Below are 19,011 nucleotides of genomic sequence, written 5' to 3'. Positions count from 1 at the left end.
GCCAACACAGACCACAGGAGTTCATCATGTCCGAAACCCTTACGCTTTCGCTGTCGACCGGCGATGTCGTCATCCGCCTTCGTCCCGACCTTGCGCCGCAGCATGTCGAGCGCATCACGTCGCTGGCGAAAGAAGGTTTCTACGACGGCGTCGTTTTCCACCGCGTGATTCCCGGCTTCATGGCGCAGGGCGGCGATCCGACGGGCACCGGCATGGGCGGTAGCCAGCTTCCCGACCTGCCGCAGGAATTCAGCAGCGAGCCGCATGTCCGTGGCGTTTGTTCGATGGCGCGGGCGCAGAATCCGAACAGCGCGAACAGCCAGTTCTTCATCTGCTTCGAAGACGCACGTTTCCTCGACAACCAGTATACGGTTTGGGGCGAAGTGACCGAAGGCATGGAAAATGTCGACGCGCTGCCCAAGGGCGAGCCCCCCCGCGAACCCGGCAAGATCGTCAAGGCGACCGTCAGCTGATTTTATGAAAATCCCCGCTTCGGCGGGGATTTTTTTCTAGTCGCCGATGAAGCCATTGAGTCGCTCGCAAGCGGCGACCCAGTCCTCCTTGAACGCTTGCACGACCTGACCGGCCCCCATCGTCTCGTTCATCAGGCCGACGCCCTGGCCGACCCAATAGGTTGCGAGCGCCTTGGCGCCTTCGTGGCCGCCTTCGGACAGTTTATCGACCTTGCGCAGCGCGGGTTCGCTGACCAGCGATTGGAGCGGCATCGGTAACGGTTTGGGCGCGCCTTCGGCCTCCCACGCATCGGTCCAGGGCGAACGGAGCTGGCGCGACGGTTTGCCGGTGCGGCTTTTCGATCGTACCGTGTCGCGCGCCGATGCGGCGAGCATCTTTTCCTTCACGACCGGGTTGGTCTCGGCCTCGGCAGTGGTGAGCCACACCGATCCGCACCAGGCGCCATGTGCGCCCATCGCCATCGCCGCCGCCATCTGGCGCCCGGTGACGATCCCCCCCGCGGCGAGGATCGGGGTGTTCGCGCCGACGGCTTCGACCGCCGCGGCGACTTCGGGAACGAGCACCATTGTCGCGACTTCGCCGCAGTGGCCGCCCGCTTCGCCGCCCGCGACGACGAGGATGTCGACGCCCGCGCGAACCTGCGCCAGCGCATGGTCGCGCGTGCCGACGAGCGCCGCCACGGGGACATTGTGGCGCTTGCCGAGTTCGAGCATCAGCGGCGGCGGGACGCCGAGTGCGTTGGCGATCAGCTTGATCGGATGGCGGAAGGCGACTTCGAGCAGCCTTGCCGCGCCATCCGCGTGCATATTATCGCCAAAGCTCTGGCGTGTCTCCATCGCGGCTTCGAGCCCGGCGGCATCGACGTCGAATTTCCCGAGCAGGTCCGCGGCGAATTGCAGGTGGGTGTCCGGCACTTTCGCCGCGCCGGGCGAGGGCGCGTCGCCCTTGCCGGCGAAACTGTTGGGGACGATCAGGTCGACGCCATAGGGGCGACCGCCGATATGTTCGTCGATCCACGCCAGTTCCTCTTCGAGCCGTTCGGGCGGCAGCGCGGCGGCGCCGAAGACGCCCATGCCGCCCGCCTTCGACACGGCGACGACGACGTCGCGGCAGTGCGAGAAGGCGAGAAGGGGGAATTCGATGCCGAGCATCGCGCAGATAGGGGATTGCATAGGGCCTCTCCGATGTTGGCTAAGTTGCCGTGTGGCGTGCATGTCAGCGCTAGTTTACGTAAACGTCAAGTTGATTTGCCGGGCCAGCCGATTATCGCAGGGTGCATGACCCAGTTTTCCCTGCCCGATTTCGATCTCGATGCCTTTGTCCGCGCCACTTTGGCGGAGGATCTGGGAGCGGGGGGCGACATCACGTCGATGGCGACTATCCCCGCCGATGCGCGCTTTGGCGGGGTGATGGACAGCCGCGATGCGATCATCGTTGCCGGTCTGCCGATCGCGGAACGTTTCTTTCGCGCGCTCGATCCTGCCATGGCGATCGAGATATTGGTCGAGGAAGGCGCCGAAGTTGCCGCGGGCAGCGACCTGATGCGCCTGTCGGGCAACGCGCGCGCGATGCTGACCGCCGAGCGGTCGGCGCTCAACACGGTGCAGCATTTGTCGGGCATCGCGACGATGACGCGCCAATATGTCGATGCGCTCGCGGGAACCGGCGCGACGCTGCTCGACACGCGCAAGACGATCCCGGGCCTGCGCGTGTTGGAAAAATATGCGACGCGCATGGGCGGCGCGAAGAATCACCGCATGGGCCTGTGGGACGCGGCGATGATTAAGGACAATCATGCCGCGGTCGCCGGATCGGTCGAGGAAGCGGTGCGGCGGGCGGTTGCGGCGGGAATCGCCGACATCATCGTCGAAGTCGACAGCGTGGCGCAGGTCGAACCCGCACTCGCCGCGGGCGCGACGCACCTGCTGCTCGACAATATGGACCTGGGCGAGCTGCGCCAGTGCGTCGCGCTGGTGGACGGCAAGGTGCCGACCGAGGCGTCGGGCGGGGTCCGGCTCGACACGATCCGCGAGATCGGCGCGACCGGCGTCACCTATGTGTCGGTCGGGCGGCTGACCCAGTCGGCGCCGGCGGCGGACATCGGGCTCGACTTTGCGCTGGCTTAGCGTAGCGGCGCTGCCGCTGGCGCTGATGCCGGTCGCGGCCGGGGCGCAGGCGCTGGCCTGTTCGGTCCCTGACCGCATATCGGTGCCGCGGATCGAACAGCCGAAGCGCGGCGAACCGGTGCGCAATCCGAAGACGACGGGCTATCTGCTGGCGATGAGCTGGTCGCCGCAGCATTGCGCCGGGGTGCGCGATCCGAAGGGCGCGCGCGACCGCTTCCAATGTTCGGGCGAGAGCGGACGGTTCGGCTGGGTGTTGCACGGGCTGTGGCCCGAAACCGACAATCCCGGCTATCCGCAATGGTGCCGTCCGGCCAGGATCGTCCCGCAGCCGGTGCTGCGCAAACATATGTGCATGACCCCCTCGGCGCAGCTGTTGCAGCATGAATGGGCGAAACATGGGACGTGCATGAGCCCGAACCCGGCCGCCTATTTCCGTTCGGCGGCGATATTGTTCGGCGCGGTGCGCTTTCCCGATATGAAGGCGCTGGCGGCGAGGCCGCAGACCGCAGGTGGCATCCGCCGTGCCTTCGCCGCCGCCAATCGCGGAATTTCGGAACCGATGATCGCGGTGTCGACCGACCGGCAGGGGTGGCTGAAGGAAGTGCGGCTGTGCCTTGGTCCCCGGATGCGGCCGCAGCGGTGCAAGCCGTTCCAAGCGGGGGCGGCCGACCGAATGGCGGTGCGCGTGCGACCGATGGCGGGCGGCTGACATTGGGGGCCCGCCAACGTCCCGCTTTGGCACGGGACAAATGTTAACGATCTTTTAACCTTACCGCGCCGTTAAGAAGTTCCTAGCTTGCCGGGCATGGACTCGGACGATCATATCGATATTCGCCGTCTTATCCGTGAGCATGGCGCCCGGCAGTTGACGATCGCGCGGCTGAACGCGCCCGAAAATTGGCAGGGCGAGTTGCGCACGGCGCTGGCGGCGCACCGCGAACCGGCGACCATTTTTTCGAACAATGATTTCCGGCTGTTCCTCCAGAGTTTCGCGATCTTCTTTACCGCGACGATGATGTTCTTGATCTGAAGCGGCAAGTTTCGACCGAAGGCGGCCGCTCAGGATGAACTTCGGCCGAAGCCGAGATGCCTCTCGGGCTAGGCTTGACGTCGATGGGTGTCGCGGCTTCGCTCGACACGAACGCGACAAGAGGTTCGTCGGCTAGCGACCGGCGGCGCCTGTTCCTAAGGCCTGTTCGGGGAATATGTCGAAGAAACCAGCGTTTCGCACACGCTCCTCATGCGGCCTAGTGACATTCGAGGTGAAACTCTGCGCGGTCCCAGGCACGCGCTTCCAGATCGCCGGGGCGAATGAAGCAATAGACTGCCCCGCAATCGCCCCACAGCCAGTGCATAGGATAGTCGGTGGCGAACTGCATCAGCAACAATTTGTCTGCCGGGCCGGGTTGGGCATCGGATTGCAGGCCATCGTGATAACCGCCCATCCGATGCGGACGATTTTCGGATAGTTGTCGCCAGCCAGCCTCGAGCGCCGCGACCACTGGGGCAGGAATCAGATTGCGTTTGATTGGGTCAAAATAATAGCGGGTGGCGACGGCTATAGAGGCAGTCGGAATATTACGATTCAGCTGCTCTACAACGGACAGCTTACGCCGCTCTACCGTCACCGGAAGTCCTTTACCTTCGGTGTACCCCCAGCCAAGCGCCCAGATTTCCCGATCGGGATCGCCCAGCACCTGCTTGGTCTTTTCCATGTCATCGGTCGTTATCGGATCGTCGAGAGCGTCGTGCGCGATAGTGGAGCGATAGCTTTCGAGGTGGTCAGCGGCCTGCGCGCGCCAGCCCTCACTTTGCTCGTGTTCAAGTCGTTCTATCAGGGCAGCGGGCGTCGGGTTGGCGGCTAGGAGAGCTTCGACCTCTCGGATTCTGGCGGCTCGTCTGTCGGCATTTGCACGCATGTTGGCTCGCCGTTCCCGTTCCTTGGGATCGAGATCGAACGGCTCAGGTTCGTTGAGCATCGCTCCATATTTTTCCCAGAATTCTGCTTCGTGCCGTTCGAGTGCTGGAACAATGTCCTCGAACGCGCCCGGTTCGTTAAGCTTCTGGCGCATTTGCTGCCCGTAGCGTTCGGACTGTGGTGGCAGCGGTTTCCGGAGGTCAGCGAGCGTTTTGTCGAGAGCCTCGACCAAGCATCGCCATGTGAAAGGTTCGACCTTCAGGTGGGTGCGACTTTCCGACGCAACGGGCTGCCCCTCGTAGAGGATCGATGCGAAATCCTTAGGCGCGGCAAGCGACCGCCCTTCCTCGATCCTCAGTTCGTTCGGCACGCACACCACATCGACCGGCCAGCGTGGATAAACCGATTCACGTAGCGTCCATTCCGTGCTGCCGGTGTAGGTTCCATCGTGGATGGGACCAATTCCCACTGGCGGCTGACGTTCCTCGCCCAGCTCGGGAACGTGTAAAACTCGCCACGCGCCCATGTCGTCATGGTCGCTGGAGTTTCCGTTGACGAAAAGAAGCAACCAACCTTCACGTGGCCCCAAACCTCCCCACAGCTCCGCGGGAAGATCAGCGCAACAGACTTGAGCGATGAAGTGCAGCGGCACTTCGCCGGCGCCGCGATTTTCCGGATTCACGCCAAGGGGCCATTCCACCCCTTCCGGAAGCATTGGTAGGCCGCCCAACCACGAACGTGGCCGTTCGTCGCGCGGCGGCACCTGTCGGCGTAATACCGCAGAAACGCTCTCTGATATGCCGCTCGGCCGCGACGTGCGCGCCTTCGCCACACTGGCCGATTCGGGTTGCGGCGAGGTCGATTTTACCTCTTCGGCGCGCGCCAGTTCACGAAAATCGCGTTTGCGAACGGGGGATGGAGAAGCAGCGTCCGTGTCGATCGACATCGTGCCTTTCGAACGGCGCTGGTGATAGCGCATCAACAAAAAGGCCACTGATGCAAACAACAGGCCATACCAGATCACAGCATTCTCTCCATCAGAAGAAGAATTGCCTTACCATCAACGAATTAATGAACTCTGCTTCGAACAAAAAATGCTGCGCGCAAACGGAAATTGTCGGGAAACGGCCTTTTGCTAAACATCCCTCCCGATAGCCTCCGGACAGCTTCCCACCCCTAGCGGTAATCGCGCGGCAGGCGCGGTGCGCTTTACTTCGGCCGGCCGCCATATCCCGCCGCCTTGCGCAACTCGTCGGCGTCCATGACATAGCCGTCGCTGACCACGATCACGACGCGGCGGAGCGCGCCAAGGTCGGTTGCGGGGTCGCCGTCGACGAGGACCATGTCGGCTTCCTTGCCGACCACGATCGAGCCGGTGCGCTTGTCGGCGCCGACGATGCGCGCGGGAAGGATGGTCGCGCTCTGGATCGCCTCGGCGGGTGTGAAGCCGGCCTGGCGGTAGATTTCGAGCTCGCGGACCAGTTCGATCCCCCAACCGTCGGTGCCCGCGACGATCGGCACGCCCGCCTTGTGCAGCCGGCCGACCAGTTCGACCATCTTTGCATAGCTTTTGCGGTAATCGTCGCGCGTATAACCCTCGACGAGCGGATAGCCGCCCGCGGTGAAGGCCGAGCGTTCGATGACCGGGGAAATGATGCCCATATAGGGGGCATAGGCGGGATGCGGCTTGCCCCCGTCCTGCGTCAGCATACCCTCGAAGATGACGATGGTCGGGTCGACGATGGTCTGTTTCTGCGCGAGGTCGGCAACGAAGCCCTTCATGAGCGGCGCGTCGAGATCGACGTCCTTGAAGAAGCGCGCCGGACCTTCCATCCGCTGGCGCGTGTTCGCCTTGTCGATCACCTCGCGCGGCATCGATTCCATGACGACGAAATTGAGGTGGGTGAGTTCGTCATAACCCGCCGCGACCGCTTCGCTCGGCTTCATGCCCGCAGGGACATGGCCGTGGACGTGGAGGCCAAGCTTATGCGCCTCGGCCGCGGCGGGGGCGATCCATGCCGGATTCATCGAGGTATAGAATTTGACGCCCCACAGGCCCGCATCCTTGACGCGGCGCACCGCTGCGATGGCTTCGTCGGCGCTGCTGACGACTTCGGCGCCCTGCGCCGCGAGCGGATCCTTCTTGTCGATGATCACCGAAATAAAGGGTTCGCCCATCAGCAAACTGCCGTCGGCGCGGCGCTTCGTCGCGTCGACCGCACGGTCGAAGGTGGTGCCGGGGCTGCGGAAGCTGGTGATCCCGTTCGCCATGTTGGAGAGCACGTCCCAATCGTCGCCGATGTGGAGGTGGCTGTCCCAGATGCCGGGAACCAGCGTCTTGCCGCTGCCGTCGATCCGCCGCGCGCCTGCGGGCGCTTTGAGCGAGCCAGCGGCGCCGATGGCGGCGATCTTGCCATCCTGTGCGAGCACGGCGCGCGCGGGCAGGAATTCGCCCTTGTCGGCGTCGAACAGCCGGACATTGTCGAACAGCACGGGCGCCTTTGCCGCTGGAGTCAGGAAGCGTTTGGCGACGTTCGCAACGGCATCGGCCGTTGCCTTTTCCTGCGCGTCGCGCAGCTGTTTGAGCGCGCCTTCATAACCCGCGGGGATCACCGAGATATAGCTGATATCGGCAAAATGGCGCTTGTTCTCGTCGAGCCAGACCGGGAGCGGCGAGGGCAGGATTCCGCTGATAAAGGCGAGCTGGACCGTCTTGGGGCCGCCGGGGCCCTGGATCACCTGCGTCGGGCCGAAGGTCATGCGGCCCCTGCCGCTGGGCAGGAAATCGAGCCCGGCTTCGCCGGCAGCGGCGAGCGCGTCGATCAGCGGGGCGTTCGCGATGCTCACCCCGCCCGCCGGGATATACCAGCCGCCCCGGGGCGCTTCGCCCGCATCGGTTGCCGTTTTCCATGTCGCGCGGCCGTTCGCGACGCGATAATCCTCGGCGGCGTCGCCCGACATGGTGACGCCGCGGACGGTCAGCGCCGCGATCGTGCCGTCGGGGGCAAAGGTCGTCACCTGATCCATTTCGGTGATCCAGCCGCGCAATTCCTGCGACCAGCGATAGGCGGTGCGGCCGTCGGGAAGCCGCCAGCGCCACTGGTCGCCATGTTTGCCGGCTTCGGACACGACGACATAATGCGCCGCGTCGGCGGGCGGCTTCAACAGCTCCTCCTTGGCAACGGGCTTCGATTCCGTGGAGGGAGCGGGTGCTTCGTGCGCCTCGACGGCGACGGGTGCGGCGGACGCCAGCAGGGCGACGATCAACAGGAGGCGCATCTTCTCTCTTCCCCAAAGAACGGACAGCGGTAAGGCCCGGCGATGGTGGGGAATTTCAGCGTACGAAGCAAGATGCGACGGTCAGCAGTCGCGCCTTTGCAAGCTGACGACCGCATGGATCGGCAGCTCGGCGTAGATATGCGGGAAAAGGTCGCCGCCGCGCGCTGCCTCCCAGCGGACCGCGTCGCCGAGCTGGACAAGGTCCACCTCGGCGATCATCAGGTCGGTCTGGCCGGCGAAATATTTGGCGATCGTCGCCTCCAGCTGCCCGGCGGTCGACAGGTGGATATAGCCGTCGGCGATATCCACCGGGGCGCCGCGGAACACGCGTTCGCGCTCGAAATCGGCCCATTGCTGGGCGGTCAGCACCTTGAAGGCCGTGGCTGGCAAGGCCGACGCGGGCGTCGTCATTCGGACGGAGCCTCGGTCGCGGGGGTTTCGGCCGCGGCTTCGGCTTCGGCTTCCACGCCTTCAACCTCTTCCTCTTCGCCTTCCTCGATCAACGCCGCCGAGACGACATGTTCGTCCTTCGCGACGTCGAACAGGCGGACGCCCGCCGATCCGCGCCCGATGACGCGCATCGTATCGAGCCCCATGCGGATCAGCTTTGCCTGGTCGGTGACGAGCATCAGCTGGTGCGCCTTGGTCGCGGGGAAGCTGGCGACGACGGGGCCGTTGCGGCCGATATTGTCGATGTTGGTGATCCCCTGGCCGCCGCGGCCGGTGCGACGATACTCATAGGCCGACGACAGTTTGCCATAGCCGTTCGCGCAGACGGTGAGGATGAATTGCTCGCTTGCCGCGAGTTCGGCCATGCGTTCGCCCGGCAGCGTCGGTTCGTTCTCATTGTCCTTCCACGGCGCGGCGCGCAGATAGGCTTCGCGTTCGTCCATCGTCGTGCCGACGCGGTGGAGGATCGAGAGCGAAATCACCTCGTCGCCGTCGGCGAGGCGCATGCCGCGCACGCCGGTCGAGTTGCGGCTCTGGAATTCGCGCACGTCGTCGCCGGCGAAGCGGATCGCCTTGCCCTGACGCGTCGCGAGCAGCACATCGTCGCTCTCGTCGAGCAGCGCGACGCCGATCAACCGGTCGTCCTCGTCCTCGCCCTCGAACTTCATCGCGATCTTGCCGTTCGAGGGGACGTTGGTGAAGGCGTCCATGCTGTTGCGGCGCACGCTGCCCTTCGCGGTGGCGAACATGACGTGCAGCTTGCCCCATTCGCCCTCGTCCTCGGGCAGCGGCAGCACGGTCGAGATCGTCTCGCCCTGCGCGAGCGGGAGGAGGTTGATCATCGGCCGCCCGCGCGTCGCGGGTCCGCCCTCGGGCAGGCGCCATACCTTCATCCGGTAGACCTTGCCCGCAGTGGAGAAGAAGAGCACGGGCGTGTGCGTCGAGGTGACGAAGAGTTCGGTGACGACATCCTCGTCCTTCGTCGCCATGCCGGCGCGGCCCTTGCCGCCGCGGCGCTGGGCGCGGAAGGTGTCGAGCGGGGTGCGTTTGATATAGCCGTCGAGGGTGACGGTGACGACCATCTCCTCGCGCTCGATCAGGTCCTCGTCGTCGATGCCGTCGGCGGCGGGGGCGACGAGCGTCTTGCGCGGCGTGGCGAATTCGTCGCGCACCGCGACCAGCTCTTCGCGCATCACGCCATAGAGTTTGACACGGTCGGCGAGGATCGAAAGCAGTTCCTCAATCTCGGTCGACAACTGACCGAGTTCCTTGCCGATTTCGTCGCGGCCAAGCGCGGTCAGGCGGTGCAGGCGGAGGTCGAGGATCGCCTTCACCTGGATTTCGGAGAGGCGATAGGTCGCGCTCTCCTCCATCTCGCCCTCGATCGCTTCCACGAGGCGGATGTAGGGCGCGATTTCGCCGATCGGCCATTCGCGCGCGAGCAGCGCCTCGCGCGCGGCGGCGGGCGAGGGCGATCCGCGGATGATGCGGACGACTTCGTCGAGGTTCGACACCGCGACGACGAGGCCGAGCAAGATGTGCGCGCGGTCGCGCGCCTTGGCGAGCTCGAACTTGCAGCGGCGGGTGATGACCTCCTCGCGGAAGGTGATGAAGGCCGTGAGGATGTCCTGAAGCCCGAGCATTTCGGGGCGGCCGCCGCGGATCGCGAGCATGTTCGCGGGGAAGCTCGACTGCGCCGGGGTGTGGCGCCACAGCTGGTTCAGGACGACCTCGGCGGTCGCGTCGCGCTTCAGCTCGATGACGACGCGCACACCTTCGCGGTTCGATTCGTCGCGGATGTCGGCGACACCCTCGATGCGCTTGTCGCGCGCCGCCTCGGCGATCTTCTCAACCAGGCCCGACTTGCCGACCTGGAAAGGAATCGACGTCAATACAATCGATTGGCGGTCGTTCCTGCCTTCCTCGATGATGTGCGTCGAGCGCATCATGATCGAGCCGCGGCCGGTGGCGTATGCGTTGCGCGCGCCACCCTGGCCGAGCATCATCGCGCCGGTGGGGAAATCGGGACCGGGGACGATTGCCATCAGCTCTTCGAGCGTGACCGGCGGACCGCCCTCGAGCTGGCGGTCGATCATCGCGAGCGTCGCATCGATGACTTCGCCGAGGTTGTGCGGCGGGATGTTGGTCGCCATGCCGACCGCGATGCCGCCCGCGCCGTTGACGAGCAGATTGGGAAAGCGCGCCGGGAGCACAGTGGGCTCGTCGCGGCTTGCGTCATAATTGGGCTGAAAGTCGACCGTGTCCTTGTCGAGATCGCCCAGCAGCACCATCGCGGTCTTGGCAAGCCGCGCTTCGGTGTAGCGCATCGACGCCGGCGGATCGGGGTCCATCGAGCCGAAATTGCCCTGGCCGTCGATCAAGGGCACGCGGAGCGACCAGTCCTGCGTCATGCGCGCGAGCGCGTCGTAGATCGCGCTGTCGCCGTGCGGGTGGTAGTTACCCATGACGTCGCCGACGATCTTCGCCGATTTCTTGTACGGGCGGCCGGGGACGAAGCCGCCTTCCTGCGCCGCATAGAGGATACGGCGATGCACGGGTTTCAGACCGTCGCGCACGTCGGGGAGCGCGCGGCTGACGATCACGCTCATCGCATAATCGAGGTAGCTGGTCTTCATCTCATCGACGATGTTGATCGGCGAAACGCCGTCCTCGGACGGCTGCATAGGCGTATTTTCTTCGGTCAAAACCCGGCCTTTTTTCTGCTTATCGGGAGCAGCCTCGGACCTAGCCGATGGGGGCAGGAAAGACCAGCGATTCGGTCGCTTTCGGGCAGATTTTTTGTTCGGTGGGGCAGGGCGAGGGGCGAGGGAAAAAGGGCTTTTTTACAGCCGGTTGCCATGACGCCATGGCGGCAAATCGGCCGCACGCGCGCGCATGGTTCGGGATATGTCCCTCGACGGGCTGTTGGCGTCCGGGTTTTTGCCCGGCAGCGAAGGGCGAAGGCGCATGGAAGCGGCTTGCCAATCGCGGCTCTGCCCCTAAAGCTGCGCGGCGATGACCAACAGCCTGCCTGGGGGGCGCCGGTGGCGCTGATTGCGCTGGTCGGTGCCAGCGAAGTCCTGCCCGACGGCGGGCTGCGCGCGCTGGTGACCGTCGCGGGCGAGACGCTGATCGAGCGCCAGGCGGCGCGGCTTGCCGATGTGGGTGTGACGCACATCGCCGTCGCCGTCGGCGCGGTTCCCGCCGATCTGCTCGCGACCTGCGACCGCATCCGCCGCCGCGGGATCAAGGTGACGCCGGTGCGCTCCGCCGCCGACCTGATGGGGCTGGTCGAGGGCGACGACCGGATCATCCTTGTCGCCGACGGGATGCGCGCGGGCGGAACGCATTATGCGGCGATCGCCAAGCCTGGATCGCCCGCGATCCTTGTCACCGGCGACACGATGCTGACGCAGGGGTTCGAGCGGATCGACGCGACGCGCCGCTGGGGCGGGTTGGCCTGTATTTCCGATGCGATGGCCGCCGAACTCGCCGCAATGCCGGGCGAGTGGGACATGATGCTGACCCTGTTGCGGATCGCGGTCCAGTCGGGCGCCCGCCGGCTGTATTGCGAGCCGGCGCTGTTCGAACAGGGCGAGATCGCGATCGTCGCCGATCGCCCGACCGCGGCGCTGATCGAGCAATCGAGCCTGCAACAGGTCGAATATGGCGGCATGGGGCTCGGCCGTTCGGCGATCATGATGCCGTTGATCCGGCTGGCCGGGCCGCTGCTCGTCAAATCGCCGACGACCGCCCGCTACTTGCCCTATATCGCCGCGCTGTTGTGGGTCATCGTCGCGCTGCTGGCGGCGAGCGGGCTGGCGGCAACGGGCGCGCTTGTCGCAGTCTTCGGCGGCTTCGCATTGGCCGCGATGCGTTTCCTGTCGGCCTTTCGCGCCGAAAGCGCCGCGCAGGACCGGACGCGCGACGTCATCCGCACCTTCGCCTGGGTGCTGCTGGCGATCTTTCCCTGGCTTTTGTCGCTGGCGGGGCCGGACCATCGGATGCCGCCCTTTTCCGAAGCCGCGCTGGCACCGTGCCTTGCGGCCGCCATTCTGCTGGCGCGGTGGCTGTACGAGGACTCGAGCGACCGGCGGCGTTTCCACTGGTTGCTTCCCGACGCCGATCAGGCGTGGATCATGCTCGCACCCGCACTGCTTTTCGGCTTTGCGCCATTGATGTTCGCGATCCTGCCGCTGCTCGCCATGCTGCAGATTCTGCTCTGGCTGCGGCTCGCGACACGCCCCGAAGCGCGGTAAAACAAAGCCCTCGAAGGTTTAACGCCTATTAACGCTATGCTGTTATTGGCCGATGCGCATGAGTGAATCCTTCTCCTCGCCCGGCATCGATCCGCCGTCGCCGACGCTGTCGGCGCGCCTGCGCGAGTTGGCGGAATATCTCGCCGCGCCCGCCGCAGGCAGGCTGACCGAGGAGCAGCGCGCCCTGTCGCTGGGTATCGCCCGGCGGCTGGTCACCGCCGTCGCGGCGCGGCTCGACCCCGCGATCGATGCCAATGCGCTGTGGGCCGATTGGCTGCATGGCGGCGTGCCGGGGGCCGAGCGGCTGGTCGGTCATTGTTTCGCACGCGCGGAGGAGCATCGCTGGCGCGAGCAATCGGCGCATCGGAACGCATCGCCGGCGCCGGTCCATCCGGGCGATGCGACGGCCGATGCGCCAGCGGTCGACACGGCGCTGTCCGATGTCGACCGCGCCTATCTGGCGCTCCAGATCGCCGATCGGCGCCGGTTCGACGCGCTGGGCAACCCCGCGCTCGCTGTGGGCGACCTCGACGCCGAGCTGTTTCGTGCGCTGTTGCTCGACATCGCGGCGTGGCGGCTGGCCGAGGTCAGCCGGGACACGGACCGCGCCGCGCAGCTTGGCGATGCAGTGCGGGCGGTGGTTTCCCGGCAGGCCGAAGAGCCGGGCATCGCCGACGCGGCGAACGCCTATCACGCGATATTGGGCGACAGGGTGCCGCAGGTGGCGGCGGACGCGATCGCGCGGCACAATTGGCCGGTGCTGATCGCGCTCGCGGCGGCGGCGCACCGCCGCAGCTATGGCGACATGGCGCTGTCGCTGCTGACGGCGCAAGCCGCAGCGCTGCCGTCGCTTCTGGCGCCGTTGCAGCTCGACCGCACCGCGCTCGCGCCGCTCGAAGCTTCGCTGGCGATGTTGCCCTCGCGTGCCGTGGCCGACGGCGGCGGCGGCGATCAGGTCGATCCTAAACCATCCGGGCGGGACGGGCGATGAGCGAACGTATCATCCGGGGGCGGATCGACCGGTCGGGCCTGCTGGTCAGCGCCGATACGCCCTTGCTCCGCCTGCAGCAGCGGGCGGGTTCGGGGCTCGGCAAGCCGCTGGCGCTGCCGCATCTGGCCCGGCTCGTCGCGCTGGCGCAGCGGCTGCACCGCGACATAAGCCGGCCCATGTACACGGCCGACGATCATAGCGACATCCATGCGCTCGTCCGCATCGTCCCCGATGCCGACGGGGCCAACCTCGAGATCAGCGACTGGCGGACCGGCCCGACGATCCACCCGCAGATACCCGTCATCGCCGACAGCGCGCTGACCCCGCAGGGCTGGACGTGGGAATGCGACCAGCAATTGCGCGTCGTGGCGTTGCGCGCGGCGTCCGATGCGCCGGCCGTCCCGGCCGGCTGGGAGGGGCGGTCGCTGTCCGAACTGTTCGAATTGCAACCCGACGAGGACGGGCGTTTCCCGGTTCTGCGCGCGCTGGGCCGCCAATCGCGCTTCGACGGTCAGCGCGTACAGGCCGACGGCCCGACGGGGCGTGTCGCCATGACGCTGACGGGTGAACCGCAGTTCGACGCGGCGGGCGTGTTTACCGGTTTTCGCGGGTCTGCGGGGCTCGCCGAGCCGCAGGCGCAGGCGGCACCGCTTCCGGGCGCGGTGCTGACCGATCCGGCGTTCGGATCGTTGCCGCTTTCGGATCCGCAGTTCGGCCGGCGTATCGACGGTGCGCTGCGTGGGCCGCTGAGCCGCATCATCGCGACGGCCGAGACGATTTCGGGGCAGTTCGACGGGCCGATCCGCGCCGATTACGCCCGCTATGCCGGCGATATCGCGCATGCCGGACGGCATCTTTTGGGGCTGGTCGACGATCTGGCCGACCTCCAGAATATCGAGCGGCCGGGGTTCAAGGCGGCGGCCGACGAAATCGACCTGGGCGACCTGGCGCGGCGCGCGGTCGGCCTGCTCGGCATGAAGGCCGAGGAAAAGGGGATCCGGATCGACGCGCCGCGGGTCGACGATAAGATGCCCGCGACGGGCGAGTTTCGCCGCGTGTTGCAGGTGCTGCTCAACCTGCTCGGCAATGCAATCCGCTATTCGCCTGAAAATTCGCAGATATGGATCCGCGTCGATCGCGCCGACGACCGCGCGATGATTACCGTCGCCGACCAGGGGCAGGGGATCGACGCCGACCAGCAGGCGGTCGTGTTCGAGAAATTCGAGCGGCTCGGCCGCACCGACAGCGGCGGTTCGGGGCTTGGCCTCTATATCGCGCGGCGACTGGCGCGCGCGATGGAGGGCGACCTGACCGTCGAGAGCGCGCCGGGGCAGGGTGCAAGGTTCACGCTGAGCCTGCCGGCACGGGACTGAGCGCGGCCGGAGAAGTCTGCTTTGGGGTGGTGAGCCGACGTTCCTCCCCACCCTCGTCACCCCGGACTTGATCCGGGGTCCATGACCTCGACGCCGCGATGGATCCCGGATCAAGTCCGGGATGACGAAGAAACAATGTCCACTTCCGGTCGAAACCGGCCTTTCGCGCAAAGAAAAGGGGCCGTCGAACGGCCCCTTTCCTGTTTTCGGGAAAAGCGCTTAGCGCTTGTCGACGGGAACGAACGGGCGGTGCGTCGGGCCGGTGTAGAGCTGGCGCGGGCGGCCGATTTTCTGCGCGGGGTCGGAGATCATTTCGTTCCACTGCGCGACCCAGCCGACGGTGCGTGCGAGCGCGAAGAGCGCGGTGAACATCGTCGTCGGGAAACCGATCGCCGACAGGATCACGCCCGAATAGAAGTCGACGTTGGGGAACAGCTTCTTTTCGATGAAATAGGGATCGTTGAGCGCCATTTCCTCGAGCTGTAGCGCAACCTCGAACACCGGGTCGTTGACCTTCAGCGCGTCGAACACTTCGCGCACCGTCTTCTGCATCACGGTCGCGCGCGGGTCGTAATTCTTGTACACGCGGTGGCCGAAGCCCATCAGGCGGAACGGATCGTCCTTGTCCTTTGCGCGCGCGATATATTCGGGGATGCGTTCGGGACGGCCGATTTCGCGCAGCATGTTGAGTGCAGCCTCGTTCGCGCCGCCGTGCGCCGGGCCCCACAGGCAGGCGATGCCCGCGGCGATGCACGCAAAGGGATTCGCGCCCGACGAACCCGCGAGGCGGACGGTCGAGGTCGACGCATTCTGTTCGTGATCGGCGTGGAGGATGAAAATGCGGTCGAGCGCGCGTTCGACGGCGGGGACGACCTCATATTCCTCGGCCGGAACGCCGAAGGTCATGCGCAGGAAATTGCCGGTGTAGCTCAGCTTGTTGTCGGGATAGACGAACGGCTGGCCGACCGAATATTTATACGCCATCGCCGCGATCGTCGGCATTTTCGCGATCAGCCGGTGGCTGGCGATCATGCGCTGGTGCGGATCGTGGATCTCGGTCGAATCGTGATAGAAGGCGCTCAAGGCGCCGACGACGCCGCACATCACCGCCATCGGGTGCGCGTCGCGGCGGAAACCGCGGTAGAAGGTCGCGAGTTGTTCATGCAGCATCGTATGGCGCGTGATGGTGTTGTCGAATTTCGCGAGTTCATCGGCGTTGGGCAGTTCGCCGTTGAGGAGGAGGTAGCAGACCTCCATGAAGCTCGAATTTTCGGCGAGGTCGCCGATCGCATAGCCGCGGTGGAGCAGCACGCCTTCGTCGCCGTCGATGTAGGTGATCTGCGATTCGCAGCTCGCGGTCGAGGTGAAGCCGGGGTCGTAGGTGAAGGCGCCCGTCTGGGCGTAGAATTTGCGGATATCGACCACATCGGGGCCGACGGTGCCCGACAGGACAGGGCTGTCGACGGTCTGGTCGCCCAGCGTGATTTTCGCGGTGTCGGTCATATATTTTTTCCCTGTTCTGACGGCGGGGAGAGTGAGTGGCTACGCCCCTGCCGGATAATGTTGCGCTGCGTCAAGTCGCGCCAGACTCACATCGCGTCCGAGCAACAGCAGCACGTCGAAAATTCCCGGGGAAACGGTTCGGCCGGTTAGCGCCGCACGCAAAGGTTGCGCGAGTTTGCCGAGCCCCAATTCGGCGGCTTCGGCTTCGGCGCGCACGGCGGCATCCAGCTCTTCTGTCGTCCAATCGTCCAGTCCCCGCAGCCGCGCTGTCACCGCGGCGAGCAGGCCTTCGGGCGAGGCCTTTAGCACTTCGGCCGCCTTTTCGTCCATCGGCAACGGGTCGCCCTGGAACAGGAAAATCGCGCCGTCGGCAATCTCGTCCAACGTCTTGGCACGCGGTTTCAGCGACTCCATCGAGCGCGTCAGCAAATCGCGGTCGGCGTCGCCCAGCGCGCGGCCGACGCGATTTTCGACGCGCGGGGCGACAAGGGCGGCGAGGCGCGCGTCATCGGCTTCGCGCAGATAATGGCCGTTGAGATTTTCGAGCTTCTTGAAGTCGAAGCGCGAGGGTGAGCGGCCGACATGGTCGAGATCGAACCACTCGGTCGCCTGCTCGCGGCTGATAATCTCGTCGTCGCCGTGCCCCCAGCCGAGGCGGAGGAGGTAATTGTTCACCGCTTCGGGGAGATAGCCCATTTCGTCGCGATAGGCGTCGACGCCGAGCGCGCCGTGGCGTTTCGACAGCTTCGCGCCGTCGGCGCCGTGGATCAGCGGCACATGCGCGTAGACGGGCTCGCGCCAGTCCATCGCGCGAATGAGCGCCAATTGGCGGAAGGCGTTGTTGAGATGGTCGTCGCCGCGGATGACGTGGGTCACGCCCATATCATTATCGTCAACGACGACGCTGAGCATATAGGTGGGCGTTCCGTCGCTCCTGAGCAGCACGAAGTCGTCGAGCTCGCCATTCTGCACGGTGACGTCGCCCTGCACCTTGTCGGCTATGGTGACTTCGCCTTCTTGCGGGGCACGCAGGCGCAGCACATGCGGCAACGACGGATCGCCGTCGTCGCGGTCGCGCCACGGACTGCGCACGCGGAAGGGCTGGCGCTTTTCCTGCGCTTCGGCGCGCATCGCGGCGAGTTCGTCCTGCGTGAGGTAACAGCGATAGGCGTCGCCCTTTGCGAGCAGTTCGTGCGCAACCTCGGCATGGCGCGGCGCGCGCGCGAACTGATAGACGGTCTCGCCATCCCAATCGAGGTCGAGCCATTGCATCCCGTCGAGAATCGCGTCGATCGCGGCGTCAGTCGAGCGCGCGCGGTCGGTGTCCTCGATCCGAAGCAGGAATTTGCCGCCGTGATGGCGCGCGAACAGCCAGTTGAACAGCGCGGTGCGTGCGCCACCGATGTGCAAATAGCCGGTCGGCGAAGGGGCAAAGCGGGTGACGACGGCGGCGCCGGTCGCTTCGGTCATTCTGGTTTGGTTTTCGGTTGCCACCATGGCCTCTTTCACTCACTTTGCCGCCCTGTTGGACGGGGATCGGGGGTGCCCCTAGCATGGCGACAAGTCCGCTTCAAACGCCCATTTCCGCGCGCCGCGCAATGATGTGGCGCGGGCTGTCGCGCGGCATCGAAGCGCGGTTGGAGGCCGAGCGCGAGCGGATCGGGCTGTGGCTGCCCGTCGCCTTCGGGGCGGGTATCGCGATCTGGTTCGCGCTGCCCGCCGAGATGCACTGGATCGGCGCGCTGTTGCTGATGGCGGCCGGCCTGTTCGCGGGGCTGTTGATCGGCTGGCAAAGCCGGTTTGGGCGGGTGGTTATGGTCGGATGCGGCGTAATGGCGGCGGGGTTACTGCTCATCTGGGCGCGCGCGCTGTGGGTTGCGGCGCCCGTCCTCGCGGCACCCGTTACGACTCAGTTTTCCGCGCTGGTCGAACGCGTCGAGCCGCTCCCCGCGCGGGACCAGGTGCGGATTTTGGCGCAGCCGCTGCGCCGTGCCGACCTGCCGCGGCGGATCCGGCTGACCTTGCGCGGCCAGCAGGCAGCGGACCTTGGCGAGGGCGAAACGGTCGGGGTGCGGGCGCGGCTGATGCCGCCGCCGACCGCGAGCCTGCCCGGCGGCTATGATTTCGCCCAGCGCGCCTGGTTCGATCGCATCGGTGCGGTCGGGACGGTGGTGGGCGAGGTTTCGCGCACGCCGGGCCGCGCCAGCGCGCCGCCGCCACTGCGTGCGCGGCTGAGCGCGCATATTCATGAGCGGGTCGACGGATCGGCGGGGGGCATCGCGGCGGCGCTGGTCACAGGCGACCGCGGCGCGATTAGCGACGCCGACGCGGAGGCGATGCGCCGGAGCGGGCTGGCGCACCTTCTGTCGATCAGCGGGCTGCACGTCACCGCGGTGGTCGGTTTTGCGATGCTGCTGACGCTGAGGCTGCTGGCGCTGAGCCGGCGGCTGGCGCTTGCGGGCTATGTGCTGCCGCTCGCGGCGGCGGCGGGCGCGCTTGCCGGCGGCGGTTACACATTGCTTGCGGGGGCCGAGGTGCCGACGCTGCGCTCGTTCATCGCGGCGCTGCTGGTGCTCGTCGCGTTCCTGATGGGGCGCGAGGCACTGACGCTGCGGCTCGTCGCGGCGGGGGCGCTGAT

General features: G+C 66.1%; 15 protein-coding genes. 8 read left to right on the top strand and 7 right to left on the bottom strand.

The window, feature by feature from the left end:
* Positions 1-26: 26 nt before the first annotated feature.
* Positions 27-473 carry a peptidylprolyl isomerase gene (locus ATE71_RS08295; RefSeq protein WP_058803005.1) on the top strand — a complete coding sequence of 149 codons (447 nt, stop codon included), beginning with the start codon at positions 27-29 and terminating at the stop codon, positions 471-473.
* A gap of 36 nt (positions 474-509) precedes the next feature.
* Here the strand turns inward: ATE71_RS08295 and ATE71_RS08290 are convergent, their stop codons facing one another.
* Positions 510-1,646, bottom strand: coding sequence for an NAD(P)H-dependent flavin oxidoreductase (locus ATE71_RS08290; protein WP_058803004.1), 1,137 nt, complete (start codon positions 1,644-1,646; stop codon positions 510-512).
* A gap of 105 nt (positions 1,647-1,751) precedes the next feature.
* On the opposite strand from ATE71_RS08290, the gene nadC reads away from it, so the two are divergent.
* The 3 genes from nadC (at position 1,752) to ATE71_RS08275 (ending at position 3,630) form a co-directional block, all read left to right on the top strand.
* Entirely contained in the window at positions 1,752-2,600 is an 849-nt protein-coding gene (nadC, locus tag ATE71_RS08285) for a carboxylating nicotinate-nucleotide diphosphorylase (protein ID WP_058803003.1), read from the top strand.
* The gene (locus ATE71_RS08280; protein ID WP_058803002.1) at positions 2,587-3,309 is read left to right on the top strand and encodes a ribonuclease T2 family protein; all 723 of its coding nucleotides are present in this window, start codon (positions 2,587-2,589) and stop codon (positions 3,307-3,309) included. The genes nadC and ATE71_RS08280 overlap by 14 nt, the downstream gene beginning before the upstream one ends.
* 96 nt (positions 3,310-3,405) lie before the next feature.
* Positions 3,406-3,630, top strand: coding sequence for a hypothetical protein (locus ATE71_RS08275; protein WP_058803001.1), 225 nt, complete (start codon positions 3,406-3,408; stop codon positions 3,628-3,630).
* A 217-nt stretch (positions 3,631-3,847) separates the two neighbouring features.
* On the opposite strand, the gene ATE71_RS08270 is transcribed toward ATE71_RS08275, so the two are convergent.
* The 4 genes from ATE71_RS08270 to gyrA form a co-directional block, all read right to left on the bottom strand.
* The gene (locus ATE71_RS08270) at positions 3,848-5,542 is read right to left on the bottom strand and encodes a DUF1963 domain-containing protein (RefSeq protein WP_082665146.1); all 1,695 of its coding nucleotides are present in this window, start codon (positions 5,540-5,542) and stop codon (positions 3,848-3,850) included.
* 185 nt (positions 5,543-5,727) lie between these two features.
* Entirely contained in the window at positions 5,728-7,797 is a 2,070-nt protein-coding gene (locus tag ATE71_RS08260; protein ID WP_058802998.1) for an amidohydrolase family protein, read from the bottom strand.
* A gap of 81 nt (positions 7,798-7,878) precedes the next feature.
* Entirely contained in the window at positions 7,879-8,208 is a 330-nt protein-coding gene (locus ATE71_RS08255; RefSeq protein WP_058802997.1) for a DUF952 domain-containing protein, read from the bottom strand.
* Positions 8,205-10,931 carry a DNA gyrase subunit A gene (gene gyrA / locus ATE71_RS08250; protein ID WP_152998700.1) on the bottom strand — a complete coding sequence of 909 codons (2,727 nt, stop codon included), beginning with the start codon at positions 10,929-10,931 and terminating at the stop codon, positions 8,205-8,207. The genes ATE71_RS08255 and gyrA overlap by 4 nt, the downstream gene beginning before the upstream one ends.
* A gap of 294 nt (positions 10,932-11,225) precedes the next feature.
* On the opposite strand from gyrA, the gene ATE71_RS08245 reads away from it, so the two are divergent.
* The 3 genes from ATE71_RS08245 to ATE71_RS08235 are packed head-to-tail and all read left to right on the top strand — an operon-like array spanning position 11,226 to position 14,870.
* Positions 11,226-12,506 (top strand): hypothetical protein, encoded by a 1,281-nt coding sequence (locus tag ATE71_RS08245; protein WP_235587963.1) that lies wholly within the window; start codon positions 11,226-11,228, stop codon positions 12,504-12,506.
* A gap of 58 nt (positions 12,507-12,564) precedes the next feature.
* Positions 12,565-13,497 carry a hypothetical protein gene (locus tag ATE71_RS08240; RefSeq protein ID WP_058803128.1) on the top strand — a complete coding sequence of 311 codons (933 nt, stop codon included), beginning with the start codon at positions 12,565-12,567 and terminating at the stop codon, positions 13,495-13,497.
* Positions 13,494-14,870, top strand: a complete 1,377-nt coding sequence (locus ATE71_RS08235; protein ID WP_058802994.1) for a sensor histidine kinase — start codon at positions 13,494-13,496, stop codon at positions 14,868-14,870. Before ATE71_RS08240 ends, ATE71_RS08235 begins: the two co-directional genes overlap by 4 nt.
* 219 nt (positions 14,871-15,089) lie before the next feature.
* Here the strand turns inward: ATE71_RS08235 and ATE71_RS08230 are convergent, their stop codons facing one another.
* Positions 15,090-16,373, bottom strand: a complete 1,284-nt coding sequence (locus tag ATE71_RS08230; RefSeq protein WP_058802993.1) for a citrate synthase — start codon at positions 16,371-16,373, stop codon at positions 15,090-15,092.
* 39 nt (positions 16,374-16,412) lie between these two features.
* The gene (gene gltX, locus ATE71_RS08225; protein WP_058802992.1) at positions 16,413-17,843 is read right to left on the bottom strand and encodes a glutamate--tRNA ligase; all 1,431 of its coding nucleotides are present in this window, start codon (positions 17,841-17,843) and stop codon (positions 16,413-16,415) included.
* A gap of 83 nt (positions 17,844-17,926) precedes the next feature.
* Between gltX and ATE71_RS08220 the strand changes: the two genes are divergently transcribed.
* Positions 17,927-19,011, top strand: a 1,085-nt coding sequence (locus ATE71_RS08220; RefSeq protein ID WP_152998699.1) for a ComEC/Rec2 family competence protein, incomplete at its 3' end; no start/stop codon positions are given.

This window comes from Sphingopyxis sp. H115, from assembly GCF_001468465.1.
Taxonomy (GTDB): Bacteria; Pseudomonadota; Alphaproteobacteria; order Sphingomonadales; family Sphingomonadaceae; genus Sphingopyxis.
This window is presented reverse-complemented; position numbering and strand designations above follow the sequence as displayed.

Coding starts and splice junctions, on each gene's coding strand:
- ATE71_RS08295 (WP_058803005.1), top strand. CDS start 27: ATGTCCGAAACCCTTACGCTTTCGCTGTCGACCGGCGATGTCGTCATC.
- ATE71_RS08290 (WP_058803004.1), bottom strand. CDS start 1,646: ATGCAATCCCCTATCTGCGCGATGCTCGGCATCGAATTCCCCCTTCTC.
- nadC (WP_058803003.1), top strand. CDS start 1,752: ATGACCCAGTTTTCCCTGCCCGATTTCGATCTCGATGCCTTTGTCCGC.
- ATE71_RS08275 (WP_058803001.1), top strand. CDS start 3,406: ATGGACTCGGACGATCATATCGATATTCGCCGTCTTATCCGTGAGCAT.
- ATE71_RS08260 (WP_058802998.1), bottom strand. CDS start 7,797: ATGCGCCTCCTGTTGATCGTCGCCCTGCTGGCGTCCGCCGCACCCGTC.
- ATE71_RS08255 (WP_058802997.1), bottom strand. CDS start 8,208: ATGACGACGCCCGCGTCGGCCTTGCCAGCCACGGCCTTCAAGGTGCTG.
- gyrA (WP_152998700.1), bottom strand. CDS start 10,931: ATGCAGCCGTCCGAGGACGGCGTTTCGCCGATCAACATCGTCGATGAG.
- ATE71_RS08240 (WP_058803128.1), top strand. CDS start 12,565: ATGAGTGAATCCTTCTCCTCGCCCGGCATCGATCCGCCGTCGCCGACG.
- ATE71_RS08235 (WP_058802994.1), top strand. CDS start 13,494: ATGAGCGAACGTATCATCCGGGGGCGGATCGACCGGTCGGGCCTGCTG.
- ATE71_RS08230 (WP_058802993.1), bottom strand. CDS start 16,373: ATGACCGACACCGCGAAAATCACGCTGGGCGACCAGACCGTCGACAGC.
- gltX (WP_058802992.1), bottom strand. CDS start 17,843: ATGACCGAAGCGACCGGCGCCGCCGTCGTCACCCGCTTTGCCCCTTCG.